General features: G+C 72.2%; 14 protein-coding genes. 5 read left to right on the top strand and 9 right to left on the bottom strand.

What is annotated here, in order from left to right; all coding sequences use genetic code 11:
* Positions 1-470 precede the first annotated feature (470 nt).
* Positions 471-2,468, bottom strand: a complete 1,998-nt coding sequence (locus tag ACFYYH_RS26925) for a hypothetical protein (RefSeq protein ID WP_388555990.1) — start codon at positions 2,466-2,468, stop codon at positions 471-473.
* 151 nt (positions 2,469-2,619) lie between these two features.
* On the opposite strand from ACFYYH_RS26925, the gene ACFYYH_RS26920 reads away from it, so the two are divergent.
* A complete protein-coding gene (locus ACFYYH_RS26920) occupies positions 2,620-3,087 on the top strand; it encodes a hypothetical protein (RefSeq protein WP_388555987.1) in 468 nt (155 codons plus the stop codon).
* 74 nt (positions 3,088-3,161) lie between these two features.
* On the opposite strand, the gene ACFYYH_RS26915 is transcribed toward ACFYYH_RS26920, so the two are convergent.
* The 3 genes from ACFYYH_RS26915 to ACFYYH_RS26905 form a co-directional block, all read right to left on the bottom strand.
* Complete coding sequence (locus ACFYYH_RS26915; RefSeq protein WP_388555985.1) at positions 3,162-4,718, bottom strand: DUF1996 domain-containing protein; 1,557 nt, start codon at positions 4,716-4,718, stop codon at positions 3,162-3,164.
* Between the two features lie 404 nt (positions 4,719-5,122).
* A complete protein-coding gene (locus ACFYYH_RS26910; RefSeq protein WP_388555982.1) occupies positions 5,123-5,773 on the bottom strand; it encodes a LuxR C-terminal-related transcriptional regulator in 651 nt (216 codons plus the stop codon).
* On the bottom strand, positions 5,758-7,026 hold the full coding sequence (locus ACFYYH_RS26905; protein ID WP_388555979.1) for a sensor histidine kinase: 1,269 nt from the start codon (positions 7,024-7,026) through the stop codon (positions 5,758-5,760). Before ACFYYH_RS26905 ends, ACFYYH_RS26910 begins: the two co-directional genes overlap by 16 nt.
* Positions 7,027-7,267: 241 nt before the next feature.
* Here ACFYYH_RS26905 and ACFYYH_RS26900 point away from each other — a divergent pair, with 241 nt between their 5' ends.
* Positions 7,268-9,487 (top strand): MMPL family transporter, encoded by a 2,220-nt coding sequence (locus ACFYYH_RS26900; protein ID WP_388555976.1) that lies wholly within the window; start codon positions 7,268-7,270, stop codon positions 9,485-9,487.
* Positions 9,488-9,678: 191 nt separating this feature from the next.
* Positions 9,679-10,236: a DUF4259 domain-containing protein gene (locus tag ACFYYH_RS26895; RefSeq protein ID WP_388555974.1), complete on the top strand. Its 558-nt coding sequence runs from the start codon at positions 9,679-9,681 to the stop codon at positions 10,234-10,236.
* Positions 10,237-10,348: 112 nt separating this feature from the next.
* On the opposite strand, the gene ACFYYH_RS26890 is transcribed toward ACFYYH_RS26895, so the two are convergent.
* Entirely contained in the window at positions 10,349-11,335 is a 987-nt protein-coding gene (locus ACFYYH_RS26890) for an NAD-dependent epimerase/dehydratase family protein (RefSeq protein WP_388555972.1), read from the bottom strand.
* 114 nt (positions 11,336-11,449) lie between these two features.
* Here ACFYYH_RS26890 and ACFYYH_RS26885 point away from each other — a divergent pair, with 114 nt between their 5' ends.
* On the top strand, positions 11,450-12,217 hold the full coding sequence (locus ACFYYH_RS26885) for a hypothetical protein (RefSeq protein ID WP_388555969.1): 768 nt from the start codon (positions 11,450-11,452) through the stop codon (positions 12,215-12,217).
* 57 nt (positions 12,218-12,274) lie between these two features.
* Positions 12,275-13,801, top strand: a complete 1,527-nt coding sequence (locus tag ACFYYH_RS26880; RefSeq protein ID WP_388555966.1) for a PepSY-associated TM helix domain-containing protein — start codon at positions 12,275-12,277, stop codon at positions 13,799-13,801.
* Between the two features lie 173 nt (positions 13,802-13,974).
* Here ACFYYH_RS26880 and ACFYYH_RS26875 read toward each other — a convergent pair whose 3' ends face one another.
* From ACFYYH_RS26875 to ACFYYH_RS26860, 4 genes are all read right to left on the bottom strand, one after another.
* Positions 13,975-14,622, bottom strand: a complete 648-nt coding sequence (locus tag ACFYYH_RS26875; protein ID WP_388555963.1) for a winged helix-turn-helix domain-containing protein — start codon at positions 14,620-14,622, stop codon at positions 13,975-13,977.
* Between the two features lie 574 nt (positions 14,623-15,196).
* Complete coding sequence (gene glnII, locus ACFYYH_RS26870) at positions 15,197-16,216, bottom strand: glutamine synthetase (protein ID WP_388555961.1); 1,020 nt, start codon at positions 16,214-16,216, stop codon at positions 15,197-15,199.
* 93 nt (positions 16,217-16,309) lie between these two features.
* Positions 16,310-17,776, bottom strand: a complete 1,467-nt coding sequence (locus ACFYYH_RS26865) for a hypothetical protein (protein WP_388555959.1) — start codon at positions 17,774-17,776, stop codon at positions 16,310-16,312.
* Complete coding sequence (locus ACFYYH_RS26860) at positions 17,773-19,392, bottom strand: hypothetical protein (RefSeq protein ID WP_388555957.1); 1,620 nt, start codon at positions 19,390-19,392, stop codon at positions 17,773-17,775. The genes ACFYYH_RS26865 and ACFYYH_RS26860 overlap by 4 nt, the downstream gene beginning before the upstream one ends.
* Between the last annotated feature and the right edge of the window lie 307 nt (positions 19,393-19,699).

The raw sequence follows: 19,699 nt of genomic DNA, 5'->3' as shown, positions 1-19,699 counted from the left end.
CGCGCTCTCCCTTTCGACAGCGGCGCGCCCTTCGGCTCACTCGCCGGCGGCCGACAGCAGCCGGAGACATGTCCGCACCCCGAGGCGGCCGGGGTGATCCGGCACCCGAACGGGACCCACCGGCGGGAGGCCAACACGGCCAGTGCATGCCCACCCGCTCACCCGCAGTGGGCGACGGGCGGGAGGGGGTCGGGGTCGTAGGAGGTGCGTGTCCGGACACTAAAGCGTGATTTGTGGCGTCCGGACGCCCGTATCCAGCGGCCGCCCAGGGGCGCCGTAAATCATGCCGTCCGGACATGTACCTCCGGAGGCCCCGGCACCCGGCACCACCCACCCACCGCACCCCCGCCGGAAGGCGCACCGCCGGGAGGCGCACCGCACCCCGCACCACGGCCCCCCCCGCCGGACGGCGCACCGCACCACCCACCCACCCACCCACCCACCGCACCCCCGCCGGAAGGCGCGCCCCGTTACCTCAGCGCGTCCACCCTCCCGCCCTCCCCGTCCCGCCCGTACAGCGCCGCCTCCGCCCCCTCCTTCGACCGCACAGCCAGCAGCCGCCCCTTCGCGCGTCCCTCGACGCCCCCCGACACCTCCAGCGACGCGACCCGTTCGCTGCCCGCCGCCAGCACGTACCACCGGCCGCCGCGCGACTTCCACAGCACACCCGCCAGCACCCGCGGCTCGCGGACCCCGCACGCCGGTGTGTCCTCCGCGCGGGCCGCGACCGCGCCCGGCGCCGTCTTCCGCTCCGCGGGCGCCTGGAACTGGGCCAGGACGCGGTCGCCCGTCCCCCGCCAGGTCTCCGCGCGGGTGCACAGCCACAGTGCCGTCCCGTTGGACTCGGGCAGGGGCTGCCGGGCGTACTCCCAGGAGTTCACCGAGCGCACCCCATGCGACCGCACGGTCGGCAGCAGACAGGCGGTACGCGCCCAGGCGGCCCGGTCCGCCGCGGCCGAGACGTCCTCCGGCGACGACGGCGGCCCGGACGTCAGCCGCGCCGGGATCAGCTCGCCGAGATCGGTGAGCAGCCGCTCCGTGCCGTCGGCGTGCACCTCCAGCGTGTCCCAGGACGCGCAGTCCCGTGCCATCGCCGGACTCTCCAGCGGCTCCGTCACCCCGTGCGCGTCCCGGCGCAGCGGACGCGCCGCCCCCGCGGGGTCGAGCAGATCGCGTACGGACGTCTCCCGCACCCACGGCGCCGTCAGATAGCGCACATTGCCGTCCGAGCGGCCGAGGACCAGCGCGCCCGAGACCGTCGCGTCCGCGCCGTCGGCCCGCGCGAAGTCGAGCGCGACGGCCTTCCCGTCCGCCGTGCGGCCGCTCCGGCCCGCGCCGCGCCCGTCCGGCGCGGGTTCCGCGTACCGCACCACCCGCAGACCGTCGTGGAAGAGCACCACCCGCGCCCTGTCCACCCGCCCCGCGTAGAGGAGTTGCGGCGGTCCCATCGGCGGCCCCGGCGGAGTCGAGGGCGTCGCCGTGACCCGCACCGCCGTGCCGGGCCTCGTCCAGACCGTCAGCGCCCTGCGCAGCAGCTCCCGGTCCCCGGCCAGCGGTCCGCGCGCGGGCCAGACGGAGAAGTCCGTACGCGTGGAGCGCTCCCACGCGGTGGGCGCGACCCGCCGTACCTTCGCCGGATCGAGGGCGGCCTCGAGCGCCGGATGACGGGAGGACGAGGGCGCCGCCGCCCCGTCCGGGCCCCACCCGCCGCCCGGCAGCCCGAACAGCGCGCCGCTGACGGCCAGCGCCGCCGCGGCCGCGACCGCCGTCCGCGCGTGATGGCGCCGGCGCATCAGATCCGTGGGCCGCGCCTGGAGCGAGCAGGGGTCGAACTCGGACGACTCCAGCAGCTCACCGGCGTCCGCCGTGCCGACCGTCCTCAGCCCGGCCGCCGCCGCGAGCGCCGTATCGACGTCCCTGGCCCCCGCCGCGTCCAGCACCCGCCATACCTCCGGGTCCGGCAGCTTTTCCAGGGCGCGCAGCACGAACGCCGCGCGCGCCGCGCAGGAGAGGCCGGACAGCCGCTGGTCCAGGGCGAGTTCGTCCGCGCCGCCCGAGCGCGGGAACAGCCGCAGCCCCCACACGTGCGGCAGCAGCGGCGGCAGTTGCGCGCGCCGGGGCCTGGCGAGCCGGCGCAGCGGACGCCCCGCGTCCAGTGCCTGCCGCAGCACCCGCCCGCGTACATACGCGTAGCCGAGGTCCCGGGCGCTCCCGTCCGTGCGGCGCGGCGCCGGGATCCCGGACATGTCCGCCGCCGTACGGCCGCGCGGCAGCGAGCGCTGTACCAGGGCGTGTGCGGTCAGCACCCGCCGGTTGCGGCCGAGCGACGGCGGCAGGACGAGATAGGCGATCCGGACGAGGCGCGGATAGTGCTCGACGAGCGCCGCCTCGGCCTGTTCGACGCCGACGGTGGCGGCCGGAGGTTCGGGAGTGGTCACGGAAGCGGTGACGGCTTTGTCCTGGGGCACGTTCAGCAGAACGAGCGATAGGTCCGATGGTCACCCCATCGCATCCCGGCCCGTGGCCCCGTCCGGGTCTTTCGTCCCGTTCCGGTCCCTCGTCATGTTCCATCCCGCTGTTCCCTCCCGCAACGGGGGCCTCAGGAGGCACGATGGTCCCATGAGCAAGGAACGAACCCGAGTGGTACTGGCGGCCCTGGCCCTGATGCTGGCGGCGGGCTGCGGCGCGAACGACGGCGCGGACCACGACTCGAACGACAACAAGGCCCCCGGGGTGCCGAAGACGGCGACCGGGAGCCTCGAACAGCTCGCCTCGAAGGCCGAGTGCGAGCCGAACATCCAGACCGACGCGACCGAGCTGCGGCAGGCGAACTGCACGACGGGCGACGGCAGGTATGTGCTGGCCACCTTCGCCACCGACCGCGGCCAGCGCGAGTGGATCAACGAGGCCAAGGACTACGGCGGCTCGTATCTCGTCGGCAGGAAGTGGGTCGCGGTCGGTGACGCGAAGGTGGTCGCGGCGCTGCGCGGCCGGCTCGGCGGGACCGTGGAGACCGGCTCGTCACACCACGCCGGAGGCGATGGTGGTGGGGAGCACGAGGGTCACTCCGGTCACGACATGGGCTGAGCCGGCCGCGCGGCGCGGGCGGGGGGTGCCGGACCGGGCGGGAGGAGCGCCCGGTCCGACGGTGGGCGGGTGCCTCAGCGGCACTTGCGCCCGGTGTTGATGCAGTTCACCACGCGGTTCATCAGGTTCTCGTCGAAGACGTTGATGAAGTCGCCGTGGTCGGTGACGGGCTTGTGGAGCTGCTCGGGGAAGGAGTCGAGCGCGAACCCGGGCCCCGGCGGTACGTTGTACACCACCCGCTGCTGAAGCTGCGGAATCGCCTTGAACCCGTTCTGGCAGCGGCCGTTCGCATCGGCGAACGCCACATGCGTGCGGTGGTTGGCGCTGTCGCTGTTCTGGCCGTCCCAGCAGCTCTGGAACTTGAAGGTACGGACCACCTGGCTGCCCTCGGGGCAGATCGGGTATTTGTCCTTGAGCTGGCGGTTCTCGAATCCGGTGCAGCTCCACGACGCGTTGGCGTTGGCGTTGCCGTTGACGAATGCCTTGGCGTCACCCGTGATGATCCGCAGGAACCGCGGCATGGCGGTGACCTTGGACACCGGGCTGCCCGCGAATTTCAGGGTCACCTGCGACGGAGTCTGGATCTCTCCGACATTGCCTTCCTTGCCACCGCCGTCGGCATTGGCGTCCGCCTCGGCCTGCCCGTTCTGGAGACGCAGGACCGGCCAGTAGTAGGTGGACTTGTCACCCTGATTACGGCAACTGGTGGCTGCGGCGGCGAGAGAGTCATCGGTGGCGAAGGCATCGTTGGCCTGGTTGCCGACATAATCGTGCATATGGTGGGCGCCATTGCTCACACCAGGCGCGACGATGACATTGTCCGAATTGAACTTTCCGGCCTCGTTACGACCGCATTCGGTGGTGAAAGCGCCGTTCGAAGAACCGCGGCGCTGACGGGGCTGGCTCACATTCGGCTGGACGGTCGTGATGTCGACGAAATCGGAGGCCTCGGGGCCGTTGCCGGCCTGACCGCCACCGGCCTGGCCACCGTCCTGACCGTCGCCCTGGCCACCGTCCTGGCCCTGATCCTGACCCTGGTCCTGGCCGCCGTCCTGGCCCTGACCGCCGTCCTGACCCTGGTCCTGACCACCGTCCTGGCCTTGGCCGCCGTCCTGACCCTGGCCGCCGTCCTGGCCGCCGGGCTCTTCGCCGCCCTGGCTGTCGTCGGCCCGCAGGGTGCAGGGCGCCAGCGCCTCCAGGCCCTGCGGCCGCTCGCCGACGCGGTCGATCGCGTTCGCGATCCGCTCCAGCGAGGACAGCCGCTTCTGCTTCAGCGGATTGAGAATGGCATTCTCGGCGAACGCGGGGTCCTGCTCGATCTGTTCCTTCTGATCGGCGAACCGCTTGTACGCCTGGGTGATCTGGCTGTCGATCCTGGCCAGCTCCCGGTCGACCTGCCAGCGTGCCCCTCGGGGCACGTCCGTAAGTTCGTTCGCCACATCAGGGCAGTCGATGGTCGACATTGCCTGTCCGGCATTCTCGCTCTGCGGCGGACGCTGGTGGGACCTGCCCTCACCCGCGGATGCGTAGACATTCACCGCTACCAGGCCACCCCCGCCCAGGAGCAAGGCAGCCGAGGCGGCGATCGCCCGGTTTGCCAGTGTGGAGCGTTTTCTCGATGTGCGTCCCATGGAACTCCTCAAGCTTCGTTTGCCGGTTACAGGGAAATCTCGGCAGGGGGAGAAGCGAAGCGCTCCGTTCCATACGGACACCATTCGCGGCGTGTTCAGCCGCCGCGCGAATTCATAGAAAACTCCATCAACAAAACGGGCGGATACCCCTGATTGCGTCCTCATTGCGGCCGAGCCGCGCGAAGGGGGTGATGGCCGGACAGGAAGGGGCACCTGTCACGGCCCGGACCGGCCCCGGACCGGCCCGGATCGGCCCCCGACCGGCCCGGATCGGCCTCGGACCGGCCCCCGACCGGCCCGGATCGGCCCCGGATCGGCCCCGGATCGGCCCCGGATCGGCCCTGGGCACCGTTTCACCTGTCCGGTCCGGACAGCTCATGTGCGGCGCTCCGGGTACATCACCGTCATCTGTCACGGTCCAGATAGGCGAGCACCGCGAGCACCCGGCGGTTGTCGTCGTCCGACACCGGCAGGTCCAGCTTCCCGAAGATGTTCGAGGTGTGCTTGGCCACCGCCCGCTCGGTGATGACGAGCTGGCCCGCGATCGCGGCGTTGGAGCGGCCCTGCGCCACCAGCTCCATCACCTCCCGCTCGCGCGGTGTCAGACCGCCGATCGGTCTGTCCTGGGCACGCCGGGACAGCAACTGCGAGATGACCTGGGGGTCCATCGCCGTACCGCCCGCCGCGACCCTCCGTACCGCGTCGATGAACTGGTCCGCGTCGAAGACCCGGTCCTTGAGCAGATACCCGACCCCGCCGTCGCCGTCCGCCAGCAGCTCACGCGCGTACAACTGCTCGACATGCTGGGACAGTACGAGGACGGGCAGGCCGGGGCGCGCGCGGCGCGCGGCGAGGGCGCACTGAAGGCCCTCGTCCGTGTGGGACGGCGGCAGCCGGACATCGACGACAGCGATGTCCGGCGTCAACTCCGCCAGCGCTTTGGTCAGTTCGGGTCCGCTCTCCACCGCGGCCAGGATCTCGAAGCCGTACGCCTCCAGCATCCGGACCAGACCGTCGCGCAGCAGGAAGAGATCTTCGGCTAGGACAACTCGCAAGGAATCTCCATGGTCACCATGGTGGGACCGCCGGCGGGGCTGCTGACGGCCAGGATGCCGTCGAATGTACCGAGTCTGCGCTCCAGACCGCTCAGCCCAGAGCCCTTCCCGATCGCCGCGCCCCCGCCGCCGTCGTCGGTGACCGCGATCCGCAGCATGCCCTCCGTATGGGAGAGATCGACCCAGATCCGGTCGGCACGCGCGTGCTTGATCACGTTGGCCAGAGCCTCGCTCACCGCGAAGTACGCGGCCGACTCCACCGGCGCCTCCGCCCGGCCCGGCAGCTCCACACTCACCTCGGCCGGCAGCGGCAGCCGCAGGGCCAGCGCCTTCACGGCGTCACCGAGCCCCCGCTCGGCGAGCACCGGCGGATGGATCCCCCGGACGAGATCCCGCAGTTCGGTCAGCGCCTCCGCGGAGGACTGACGGGCCTTGCCGATCAGCTCCTTGGCCCGCGCCGGATCCTTCTCGATCAGCGCCTCGACCGTGCCCAGATCCATGCCCACGGCGACCAGCCTGGCCTGCGCGCCGTCATGCAGATCGCGCTCGATCCTGCGCAGCTCGGCGGCCGAGGTGTCCACCGCGTCATGGCGGGACTCGGTCAGCCGCTCGATGCGCAGGGCCAGTTGCCGGTCCCGGCCGGGCGCGAGCATCACCCTGGTCAGAAGGAAGTGGAGCCGCAGCAGATCCGCGCTGTACCGCAGACCGAGCGCGAACAGCGCCAGCCCCAGAGCGGCGGCGGCCAGCGCTGTCACCTGGCTGTCGACCGGCACGAATCCGTACCAGTACTGATCGTCCCTGAACACCCGCCACAGGCCGGCGGCCAGGACGAACCCCTCCAGCGCGTAGACGTTCAGGGCGAAGGTCAGCAGGGCCAGGACAGCGCCCAGGGTCATGTCCACCAGCATCCACTGGAGATCACGCCACGTCGCGGGATCCTTCAGCAGCAGGGTGCAGCGCTCCACCTGACCGGTGACCCCACCGCGCACATCCGGCGGCAACGGCCGGTACGGCACGGCAATCGGTATGTCCGACCAGGTGGCGGCCAGCAGCCGGCGCTGGTTGGCGTGCTTCCTGACCGCCGTCAGCAGCGCCGGGGTGGTGAACACCCCGACGCCCAGCGGCACGAGGGCGATCGAGACCACCGTCAGCACGAAGAGCGTGATCGATCCGGCGAGCGCGGCGAACGACAGCACCAGCCCGCGCCCCATCGCCGTCAGCGCCCCCCGGAGCTTCCATCCGTCCATGGTCATCTCTCTTCCTCATGGCCGGGGCGAGTTCCCGTGGCCCCCGACGGCCCGGCCTCCGGGCATGCCGCCCAGTCTGAACTCTCCGGGGCCCGACCCGTCAGCCGGTCACCCCCCGACCGGGGGTGTTGCCAGCACCACCCCCGATCAGGGGCTTCGGCGGCTGGGGCGGAGGGCCCCGGATTCCTAGCGTCATGGACGACCTGTTCATCGCTTACGACGCATGTACTTCTGGGGGCGAAACGCCATGAGGCAGAACCTCGCGGCACGTATCGGTGTGTGGAGCGCACACCATCGCAAGACGGCGATCATCGGCTGGCTGCTGTTCGTCGTGCTGGCCGCGGGTCTCGGCGGTGCCTCGGGCATGGTCGAGATGTCCGCGTCCGAGAGCGGGGCGGGCGATTCCGCGCGAGCGGAGCGCATCCTCGACGAGGCCGGCATCGACGAACCCGCCGGGGAACTGGTCATGGTCGCGGGCCGGGCCGAGGGCGGCTGGCGTACGGCGGCCGGAGCGCTGACCGAGGCCCTGCGCGCGACGGGTGAGGTGGGCGGGATCGCCCCGCCCCTCGCCTCCGAGGACGGCAAGGACGCGCTGATCCGCTTCGAGATCAAGGGCGACTCGACGACGGCGGCCGACCGGGTGGGGCCCGTGCTCGACGCCGTACGGGAGACCGGCGAGGCGCACCGGGACGTGCGGCTCTACCAGTTCGGAGAGGCCAGCTCGGGCAAGCTGCTCGGGGATCTGCTCGCCGACGACTTCCAGCGCGCCGAGTTCACCGCCGTACCGCTGGCGCTCGGCATCCTGCTGGTCGCCTTCGGGGCCGTGGTCGCGGCGCTGCTGCCCGTCGGGCTCGCGCTCACCGCGTGCCTGGCCGCCTTCGGACTGCTCTCCCTCGCCAGCCACCAGCTCCATCTCTTCCAGACGACCTACTCCGTGATGTTCCTGATGGGACTGGCCGTGGGCGTCGACTACTGCCTGTTCTACCTGCGGCGTGAACGCGACGAGCGGGCCGCGGGGCGCGACGCCGAGACCGCGCTGCGGATCGCGGCGGCCACCAGCGGCCGGGCCGTCCTGGTCTCCGGTGTGACGGTGATGGTCGCGATGGCCGGGATGTTCCTCTCCGGGCTGATGCTCTTCAAGGGCTTCGCCCTCGCCACGATCCTGGTCGTGTTCATCGCGATGATCGGCTCGGTGACCGTCCTGCCCGCGCTGCTGGCCTGGCTCGGCGACCGTGTCGAGGCCGGACGGGTGCCGTTCCTGAACCGCCGGGGGAAGAAGAACGCGCGCAAGGGCGCGCGGGAGAGCGGCGCGCTGGCGGGGGCGCTGCTGCGGCCCGTACTGGCCAGGCCCAAGCTCTTCGCGGTGGCCTCGGCCGCCGTGCTGGTGGCACTGGCGGTGCCGGCGCTCGGCATGAAGACGGAATCGCTGGGCATGGAGAAGCAGTTCGGCTCCGGGTCCGAGCTGACGGTCGCGCACCGGAACATCACCGAGACGTTCCCGGGCGGTCCCGCACCCGCGCGGGTGGTCGTGAAGGCCGACGACATCGGGGCGGCCGGGGTACGGAAGGCGCTCGGGCGGTTCCCCGCGGACACGGTGACCGTGCACCCGGAACGGAACATCGCGGAGATCGAGGTCCCCCTCGCGGGCAACGGCAGCGACGCGCGCTCGAAGGCCGCCCTGTCCGAGCTGCGGGACGAGCGGCTGCCCGCCGCCTTCGCGGGCACCGGCGCACAGGTCCATGTGACCGGCGATCTCGCGGGATCGGTCGACTTCACCGCTCAGCTCAGGCGCGGGATCGTCCCGGTGTTCGTCTTCATCACCGCGGTGACCTTCCTGCTGATGCTGTTCTGCTTCCGGTCGTATGTCATCGCCGCCACCTCGATCGTGCTCAATCTGCTCTCGGTGGTGGCCGCGTACGGGGTGATGGTCGCCGTCTTCCAGCACGGCTGGGGCGCCGAACTGCTCGGTACGGAGAAGATCGGGGCGATCGAGAGCTGGATGCCGCTGTTCGTGCTGGTGGTGCTCTTCGGCCTGTCGATGGACTACCACGTGTTCGTGGTCTCCCGGATGAAGGAGGCCCACGACCGGGGTCTGGACACCCCGTCGGCGATCCACGAGGGCATCCGCCGCACGGCGGGCGCGGTGACCGGCGCCGCGGTCATCATGGTCGCCGTCTTCGCGGTCTTCGGAACGCTGTCGATGCAGGACATGCAGCAGATGGGCGTGGGGCTCGCGGTGGCGGTACTGCTGGACGCGACGCTCGTACGGATGGTGCTGCTGCCCTCGGTGATGGTGCTGCTAGGGGAGCGGAACTGGCGTACGCCGAAGGGGCTGGGACGGCTGCCGGGGATCAGGCACGGCGACGTCGAGGGGGAAGCGGGCGGCGCGTCGGCCGGGGGAGCCGGCGTGGGTACGGAGCCGTCGGCCGCGGGGCCCCGGCACGTGGCGCCGACGACTTGGCGCTGAGGCGCCGGGGGAGCTGATCCGCTGAGGCGGCGGCGGCCGTCGCGCCGGGCGGTTCGCCGGCGGGGCCTCACAGGCCCATGGTCCGGACACCGTACGGGGGGTGTCCGGGCCATGTCCGTGCGCGGGGCCGATTGTCAGTGGCACCTGGCACGATCTCCGTAACGGGATGAAGAACGACCAGGGGGCAGACCGTGGGCACATGGGACACCGGCCACTTCGACAACGACACCGCGGCGGACTTCGCCGCCGACCTGGACGAGGCGACCGAGGCGGGGCGTACGGATCTGGTGCGTGCGGCGCTCCTCCGCGCGATCGCCGCCGAGGAGTATCTGGACAGCGACGAGGCGGTGGTGGCCGTGGCGGCGGCCGCGCTGGTCGCCGAGCAGTGCCCCGGCGGCCCGCCCGTGGAGACGGTGTACGGCCCGGACGAGCCCCTGCCCCGGTTTCCCGAGGAGCTGAGAGTTCTCGCGGTCCGGGCCCTGGACCGGGTGACGGCGGACAGGTCCGAGCTGCGCGATCTGTGGGCGGAGGCGGACGGAGAGGCCGGCGCGTGGCAGCGGGGGACGGCGGAGCTGCGGACCGCGCTGGCGGCGGCGATATCCACGGCGGCGTCCCCGGGGATATCCCCGGTGCCCGCCCCGGCGCCATCGGTCACGGCCTCATCGGTGCCGACGGGGACGATCACGGGGGACGGCGGCAGGAGCGGGGCCAGGGACAGGACCAGGGCCGGGGACACGCACGGCCGGTGAGGACGGCCCGAGCGGCCGGAGCGGCACGAGTGGTGGGCTGAGGGCGATCCTGGGTCGCCGGGGAAGCCGGGCGCGGCACGGGCCCGGGGCGGGGAGCCCGGCGGTGGGGGTGTCAGCCGCCCAGCACCTTGGCCTCCAGTTCGGGCGCCAGGCCCACGGGGGTGCGGTCCGGGCGCTGCGGTGCCCGGCCCCCGACCGACAGCAGCCAGGCCCAGGTGTCCGCGACCGTCTCCGCCACCGGACGGCAGCGCAGCCCCGTGGCCAGTGCCCTGGTGACATCGCTCCGGTGCAGGGTGTCGTGGAGTTCCCCCGGCGGCAGCCAGATCGGCAGGTCCATCCAGGGCTCGATGCCCGCGGCGAGGATCGGCTCCGGTGCGGTCCAGCGCAGTTCGGCACCGGAGCCCGTCACCCGTACGCACGCGTCGAGGAGTTCACCCATCGTGGTGTGCCCGGCCGAGCTCACCAGGTTGTACGGGCCGCCAAGACCCTGCCGCAGGGCGTCGAGGGTCCACTCGGCGAGATCGCGCGCGTCGATGTACTGGACGGGGTTGTCGTACGGCCCGGGGGCCAGCACGGGACCGCCCCTGGCGATCCTGTTCAGCCACCACGGCAGCCGGCCGATGTTCTCCCAGGGGCCGAGGATCAGACCGGCGCGCACCAGCAGCGCCCGGTCGCCGAAGACCGCCTCGGCGGCCAGTTCGCCGCCCCGCTTGTCCTGGGGGTAGGCGGTCTGTCCGGCCTCGGCGGACGCGCCCGTCACCAGCGGGCCGTCCTCGTCCAGTCCGGCCGGGGCCGGGTGGCTGTACACCGAGCGGCTGGAGACATACGCGTACCGGCCGGCCCGGCCCGCCAGCAGCCGGGCCGCCGAGAGCACCGTGGAGGGGGCCGCCGACCAGGTGTCGACGACCGCGTCCCACTCGCCCTCGGCCAGGGCGGCCAGACCGCCGGGGGCGGTGCGGTCACCGAGGAGGGTGACCGCCCCCGCCGGTGCCTCATGACGGCCGCGATGGAAGACGCTCACCTGCCAGCCACGGGCGAGCGCCGCCTCCGTGACGGCGCGGCCCACGAATTCCGTACCACCGAGGATCAGGAGTCTCATGGCACCGACTCTGCCCGTGAGCGGGCGCCGAGGACAGGGAAGTTCGCCGTCGGGAGAATCAAGGGCTTTTGGGATCTGCCGTACGGTCCCCCGGGATGGCAGCATGTGCGCACCATGACAGATGCCCGGTCGCCGTTGCGCGCCTTGCGGGCCGCGGCCTTCGCGGCGGTCTGCGTGACTCTGGCGGCCGTAGGGCATTTGTTCGCATCCGGGCATGAGATCCCGGTCGGCGCGCTGTGGACGGCGTTCGCGGTGACCGGATGCCTCGGCTGGCTCGCGGGCGGCCGGCGCCGCGGGGCGTGCTCGATCGGGGCCGCCCTCGTCACGGTCCAGGGTGTGCTGCATCTGATCTTCGCCGGGGCGCTGCCGTACGGACTGCCCACGGCGGCACGGCTGTCAGCGGTGGCGCACGGCCCGCGACCGCATCCGGTCACCGGGCCCGGGACGGGGATGGGCGGGGGCACGGGCGCGGTTGCCGGTATGCCTTCCGGCATGGGCGTCGGCATGACCATGGGCGGCGCGGGCACCGGCCCCGACGGGCGGCCGACCGTGCTGGAGGCCCTCACCGACGGCTCCCCCGCGATGCCGGCCGCGCATCTCCTCGCCGCCGTCCTCTGCGCGCTCTGGCTGGCCCGGGGCGAGGCCGCCCTGTTCCGGCTCGTGCACGCCGCCGGCGCCCTGGCCTTCTCGCCGCTGCGGCTGCTCCTCGCCGCCGTACGGCTGCCCGCCGCGCCCCGGCTGATACGCCCCCGGCCGGAGGCCTCCGCGCACCACCGCGTCCACGGGGTCGTACCGGCGCACACGCTGTCGCGGCGCGGGCCGCCCGCGTTCCGTACCACCCGTACCACGGCCCCTGGAGCCGCTCTCAGCACCACTGTCTGACGTCGGGCGGCGGCCGGGGCCGATTTCCCCATGCCAACGCCAACACCGAGGACAGTCATGGCCATTGACGACCCCGTACAGGGCGCAGCAGCGCACGGCGCCGCAGCAGCGCACAGCACCACGTCCGAGCCCCCGGCCCCGGCGGAGACGCCGTCCGTCCGGAGTTCCCTGCGGCCTCTTGTGCTGCGTCTCCACTTCTACGCGGGGCTGCTCATCGCCCCGCTCCTGCTGGTCGCCGCCACCAGCGGGTTCCTCTACGCCCTCTCCTTCCAGGCGGAGAAGGTGATCTACCGCCATGAGCTGCGGGTGCCGGTCGGTGACCGCACCGTTCCGCTCGCCCAGCAGCTCGACGCCGCCCGCGCCGCCCGCCCCGACGGCACGGTCACCTCCGTACGCCTCCCGTCGGACGAAGGCGCCACCACCCGGGTCCTGATGACCGCGCCCGGTGTCGAGGAGGGCAAGTCGCTCGCCGTCTTCGTCGATCCGTACACCGCGGAGATACGGGGCGAGCTGACCAGTTACGGCAGTTCGGGCGCCCTGCCGCTGCGCACCTGGCTCTCCGAGTTCCACCGCCATCTCCATCTGGGCGAGCCGGGCCGTCTCTACAGCGAACTCGCCGCGAGCTGGCTGTGGGTGGTCGCCCTGGGCGGAGTGCTGCTCTGGGCCGGGCGCAGACGTGCCTCCAAGCGGGCGCTGCTGGTGCCCGAGCGCGGGGCCACCGGCCGGCGCCGGACGCTCTCGCTGCACGGTTCGGTCGGTCTGTGGGCGGTGACCGGACTGGTGCTGCTCTCGGCCACGGGGCTGACCTGGTCGCGGTACGCGGGCGAGAACATCGGCGCGGTCCAGGACCAGCTCGGCGGCGCCACCCCGGCCGTCTCGGCCACCCTCGAAGGAGGCGGCGGCGCGGCGGGCGGCGGCCATGAGGGCCACGAGGGCATGGAGGACATGCCCGGGATGGAGGGGACGGACGGCGCGGGCGCCATGGACGTCGGTATCGATCTGGTGGTCGTCGCCGCACGGCAGGCCGGTCTCGACGGACCGCTCTCGGTGACCCTGCCGAAGGAGGGCGACGGCTATGTGGTCGCCCAGACGGACACCCAGTTCCCCGTCGCACTCGACTCGGTGGCCGTCGACCCCGCCAACGGCACGATCATCGACGAACTGCGCTTCGCGGACTATCCCGTGCTCGCCCAGCTCACCCGCTTCGGCATCGACGCCCACATGGGGGTCTTCCTCGGAGTGGTCAACCAGCTCGCGCTCGCGGCTCTCGCCCTGGCACTGATCCTGCTGATCGTGTGGGGCTACCGGATGTGGTGGCAGCGCAGGCCCACCAAGGAGCGCAGGCTGACCGCGGGCAGGCCGATACCGCGCGGTGCCTGGCGCAAGGTGCCGCTCACGGTCCTGCTGCCGCTCGCCGCGGTGGTGGCCCTGGTCGGCTGGTTCGTCCCGCTGCTGGGCATCAGCCTGCTGGTGTTCCTGGTTCTCGACGGGGTGCTGGGGGCGCTCTCCCGCGCCCGCGCCCGCGGCGGAGCCACCACCGGAACCGGGACGGGAACGGGATCCGGGACGGGCGCCCGGACGTAACGCCTCGGCATCGGGCGCGCCCCGTACGCCCCGTAGACAGGGCGCGCCCCGTGCGCTCCGTACGCAGGGTGTGCGGGGTGTGCGGGGTGCGCCCTGCGCGGGGAGCCCTGCCGGTCCGTCACCGGTCCGGCACCGGTCCGGCACCGGACCGGCAAGGCTGCCCTCCGGGCGGTTCAGGGCGTGTACTTGTACCCGACGCGCCGTACGGTCTGGATGGTGTGCCGGTACTCGGCCCCCAGCTTCCGGCGCAGCCTCGCCACATGGACATCGACGGTGCGTCCGTCGCCCACATGACCGTAGCCCCACACCGTGGTCACCAACTGGTCGCGCGTGTGCACCCGGTGGGGATGTGCCACGAGATGGGCCAGCAGCTCGAATTCGAGATACGTCAGGTCCAGCGGCTTCCCGTCCACCAGGGCGATCCGCTGGGCGCTGTCTATCCGGACGGGACCGCCGCCCGCGGCCCGCGCCTCGGAGGTGACCTCGGACCCGGCCGGTTCCGTCTCCACGGGACGGTACGGGGCCGAGGCGGCCAGCACGGCCGCCTGCTGGTCGGCGGGGACGAGCACGAGATAGCCGATCATCGGCGGCTGTCCCGGCAGGGAGGGCAGTGTGTGCTGGGGCGCGGGCAGCCAGGTGGCGCCGGGCGGCAGGAAGTCCACGACCTGTCCGGTGGGGGCGACGGCGGGGCGGGCGGCCGGGACGGTCTCGTCGCGGTCGACGGCACGGAGGCGGTGACGGCCGGGCGTCGCCGGTTTCTGGTTGTGTGCCGCGGCCGAGGCGGTGGCCGCGCCGGCGGAGAAGGAACGGGGGTTCGCCATGAGAGGTCAGCTCTTTCGCGCGAGGGAGTCGTCAAGTCGACAGGAGACGGACGGGACGTACGTCGTGCGCGGCGGCCGAAGGCCTCGAAGGAGGTTTTAGAGGGCCGGCGCGTTCCTCGCGCGGCAACACACGCGGTCGAAGTCGTGGTGCTGCCGGGACGGCCAGAAAGGCTCCAGGTCGGTGCGACCTGTCGCGGGGTGCTGGAAGCTGGCCATGACCCCATTGAAGCAGATACCGACGGGCGGCAGCAGGTCACTTTCCGCTGTCCTTACCCGCCCATGGCGTGACGGTCAGCACAGCGGCGACGAAGCCTCGACGAAGCGGTGACGAAATGGCGGCGAAGCGGCGACGAAACGGCGGCGTGACGGCCCTCGCGCACGCGTGGCGGACGCGTGCCGGACGCGCGCGGACTCATGGCAGGCGGCGCACGGGCGGCGGCGCACGGGCAGGCGGCGCACGACGGAGGGGGCGGACACCGAACCGGTGTCCGCCCCCTCCGGGTGCCGTGAGCGGGACGGCCCGCCCGGATCAGACCCGCCCGGATCAGACCTGGCCGGATCAGACCCGCCCGGATCAGACCTGGCCGGCCTTCTCCAGGGCGGTGCAGCAGGTGTCGACGATGAGCCGGGTGACGACATAGGGGTCGACGTTGGCGTTGGGGCGGCGGTCCTCGATGTACCCCTTGCCGTCCTGCTCGACCTGCCAGGGGATACGGACCGAGGCGCCGCGGTTGGAGACGCCGTAGCTGTACTCGTTCCACGGGGCGGTCTCGTGCAGTCCGGTCAGACGGTCGTCGATGCCCGCGCCGTAGTGCTTGACGTGGTCGAGCGGCTTGGAGCCCTCGCCCAGCGACTCGCACGCGGTGATGATCGCCTCGTACCCCTCGCGCATGGCCCGCGTGGAGAAGTTGGTGTGCGCGCCCGCGCCGTTCCAGTCGCCCTTGACCGGCTTCGGGTCGAGCGTCGCGGAGACGTTGAAGTCCTCGGCGGTGCGGTAGAGCAGCCAGCGGGCGATCCAGAGCTGGTCCGCCACGTCGAGCGGGGCCAGGGGACCGACCTGGAACTCCCACTGGCCCGGCATGACCTCGGCGTTGATACCGGAGATGCCCAGACCCGCCTTGAGACAGTTGTCCAGGTGCGCCTCGACGATGTCGCGGCCGAAGATCTCGTCCGAGCCGACACCGCAGTAGTAGCCGCCCTGCGCGGCCGGGAAGCCGCCCACGGGGAAGCCCAGCGGACGCGAGCCCTCGAAGAACGTGTACTCCTGCTCGATCCCGAAGATCGGCTCCTGGCCTGCGAACTTCTCCGCGACCTCGGTGAGCCGCGCACGGGTGTTGGACTCGTGCGGCGTCATGTCGATGTTCAGGACCTCGCACATGACGAGGACGTCGTCCCCGCCGCGGATCGGGTCCGGGCACGAGAAGACCGGCTTCAGCACCCGGTCGGAGGCGTGTCCCTCGGCCTGGTTGGTGCTCGACCCGTCGAAGCCCCAGATGGGCAGCTCGGCGCCGTCCGCGAGGATCTTGGTCTTCGAGCGCAGCTTCGCGGTCGGCTCGGTGCCGTCGATCCAGATGTACTCAGCCTTGAAGGTCACGGGGCCTCATCCTTTACGGGTGCAGCAATTTTGACCCGAAGCTTCGCAATCTGTGATTTCCCGTCTGTTGCCCGACCGTGAACCACGTGTTACTCAGGTTTCCTTTGTTTCAGCGGCGTCGCGTGGGGAAGCGCGCCCTGTGGCTTGTTCGGGGTGTTCGGGGTGTTCGGGGTGCCCGGTCGTACCGCCGGCGGTACCAACGTCCGGGTGACCGGCCGCGCGGCCGGCCGACCGCCTGGCCACCGCGTGCGTGTTGACCAGCGACTCGAATCCCGCGGCGCGGATCCGGCGTACCAGTTCGTCGTAGGTCGCCCCCAACGCCTCGGCCGTACGCCCGAGATGCCAGTCGTGATCGGCCAGCCGGGTCAGCAGATGGCCGCGTCTGATCTGCGCGTCGGAGAGCCGGAACGTCTTGAGATACGCCGTGCGCCCCTTGTGGTCGCTGATGAGTTCGCCGATGTGCTGCTCCTGCCGGTCCCGGTGGAACGGCGGGAGGAAACGGTGCAACTCATACGAACCCCTCCTATACACGCGTTCGAAGGAGTAGGACGTGGAGAGGAGTTCACGGGCGAGGACCGCTTCATGCGTCTCGCTCCACACGCGTTCCTGCGCACGCGCCGCGGCCCGCAGATCGGCGAGCGTCTCCAGATGACGGCCGTCGCGGATCCGCGCCTCGAACTCCGCCACCGGGGCGCCGAAGAACGCGTACTGATGGACCAGTTCCCCGTACAGGTCCTCGACCAGGGTCGGGTGCAGGGCCCGATAGTCGTCGGGGTGCGGTACGACGAAGGCGGCGGCGAGCGAGTCCGACGTGTAGACCATCACCCCGCACTGCCCGGGATGGATCTCGAACACGCGGAGGGCGTCGGTGAGTCCCCGGACACCGAGGCCGAGATAGGCGTCCTCGGCGCGGGGCGAGAGCCCCTGCCGTACCGCCTGCTGGGACCACTCGTCCCAGGCGATGGACGGACCCCCGAAGTGGAGGGAGAGATAGCCCTCCAGCGCCAGATGCAGGGGCAGGAAACGGCAGCGCGTGGCGGCGGCCGCGTGGGACAGGCCCTTGCCGCCCTTCCCCGCCCGCGCGCGCCTGACCATCCGGTGATGACGGCGCACGGGCACGGTCTCGGGTCGCAGGCCGGGCCGGTCGTACGGGTCGAGCCGGTCGTACGGGCCGGACCGGTCGTACGGGTCGGACCGGTCGTACGGGTCGGGCCGGTCGCCGTGACGCTGACCGTGACCTTCGCCGTCGCCGCGCCCTCCGCCGTGGCCGTGGCCGTGGCCGTCGTCGTCACCGACACCGAGCTGGGTGCCGTACGCCGCCGCCTGGCTCCCGTCGCCCGACCAGTCGGCCACGAAACCGTGCGGGATGTACGACACATAGCGGGTGCCCGGACCCACCTCGACCTCGCCGTGCCTTGCGCCGTCTCCGTAACCTTCGTAGATCCGCCGGTGCAGCCGCAGACCGGGCAGCGGCTCCGCGCGCACCAGCGGCACCAGACGGATACCGCCCCAGACCTGCGCGGGACGTGTGATCAGACCGGTGAGATCGAGCCGGGTCATCGCCCCTCCGGGAAGGTCTCGCCGCGCGTCGCTCCGGCGTCCACGAAACGCTCTGCCCGCCGGTCCAGATACGCGCGCAGCTCGGCCAGTCCCGTACGGCCCTCCGCGAACTGCGCGATCTCCACCAGCGCCGGCAGATCCTCGGCGTCCCGTATCCCCGCCGTCGGCACGCTCGCCGCCAGCCGGCGTACGTCGAAGCCGTCCGCGTCGTATACGGGGTTGAGATGAACCGCGCTCGTCCTGCCCTCCCGGTCGAGCCGGGTACGCCAGACCCGCAGCACCTCGCCCGCCAGCCCGGGAGGCGCGTTGTCCCAGCCGTCCGAGACGATGACCAGCCGGTCGGGCGCGTGGTCGAGCGCGTCGATGATCCGGGTGCCGAGCGGGGTCGGTCCATAGGGGCGGACCAGCAGCGGATCCGTGCTCCCCGAGGTCCACAACGGGGTGTACGAACCGGCGGCCGCCAGCGCGTCCAGCAGGAAGTGGCAGGCCAGAGCGGTGGCGAGCGGACGGCGGCGCTTCTCGCCCGACCCGGACGAGGAGTAGCTGTCGTCGAGCACGGCGGCGACCCGTCCCCAGGTGCCGGTGTACGGACCGGCCACGCGGCGCGCGGCCGTACGCAGGGCACGGGTGAGCTCGGCCCGGCGCCGCATCCGCTCGTCCGTGGCCAGGGACAGGACGTACAGGGCGAGCCGGGTCAGCGGCATGACGGTCAGATCGGTCCGCGTCGCCTCGGTGCCGGCGTCCGCGGCGCTCCGCGCCGTCGCGGCGCGCTGCGTACGGAGCCGCTCCAGCCGGGTCATCCGGGGCTCCATCCGCTCCAGGAACTCCCCACGCGGGACGCCGTGCCTGGCGGCGAATCCCTCGGCGACCGTGAACGGCAGCTCGTAGAGCGCGCCCTGCTCGAAGTGCGCACGGCGGTACGCGTCCAGCAGCCCGTGGTCGTAGCGCTTGCGGCGGCCGGGCGCGAAGAGGAAGTCACCGAGTTCGGACGAACGGCCGCGCTGCGCGGGCGCTGTCGCCGTTGTTGTCGCTGTCGCTGTCGTCCTCGGGTGGAGAGGCGCGTGGACAGGTGTGTGCGGAGGCGTGTGCAGAGGCGGGTGGAGGGGAGCGTGGAGGGGCGTGTGCGGGGGAGTGTGGAGCGGCAGGTGGAAGTGGCGCGCGGCGGACTTGAGACCGTTGCGGTACTTCACCGCGTCGTGGGCCAGATCCGGCCGGCCCGCCAGCCACTCGCGCAGGATGGCGCGGGTGCGGCGGTTGCCGACCCCCGAGGCCCGCAGCCCGCCGAAGAGCCGGTAGACACGCTGCGGGGGCAGCAGGGTCAGCCGCCTCGCGATCAGCCGCCCCTCCGCGCGCTTCTCCTCCGGGCCCGCCTCGCGCGGTGTGCGCAGCAGCCCCTCGATGATCAGCAGCGCGTTGTGGTCGTTGATGTCGAGCGCGAGCGTGGCGGCGTACACCGGGCGGTAGTTGACCCGTACGTACTCATGCAGAAAGGCGAGCGACAGCCGCTGCGTGTGCGCGTCCGAGTGGAACTCGCGCTGCCCGGTCGCCGTGACGGCCGCGTTGACGAACAGCAGCACGTCCTCGGCCGCGATCAGATCGGAGAAGGTCTCCGCCATGGTGTGTCCCCCAGTGCCTGCCTGAATCGGCGGTGCCGGCCGGGGCATGGGGGCGCGATCAGCGAAATCACTGCTTTACGAGGCAAGTCCCGGAAGTCGCGCCGGAGGCCCGCGGCCGGCCCGTGCAACGTAACACCGGCCGTGGGGCCGGGGGCCACTGTTTTATGTGCCGGGTGCCGGGTGCCGGGTGCCGGGTGCCGGGCGCTGCCCCGCTGTCCTGGCCGCCGGGTGCCGGGCGTCCTGCGGGGGCCGCCGCCGTACCGTTCGTCCGCCGCACGTGCTCTGCCCCAGGGGGCACCTGCTGTGT

This window comes from Streptomyces sp. NPDC002018, from assembly GCF_042890865.1.
GTDB lineage: Bacteria > Actinomycetota > Actinomycetes > Streptomycetales > Streptomycetaceae > Streptomyces.
Note: the sequence above shows the minus strand (reverse complement) of the source record. Positions and strands in the feature narration are given on the sequence as shown.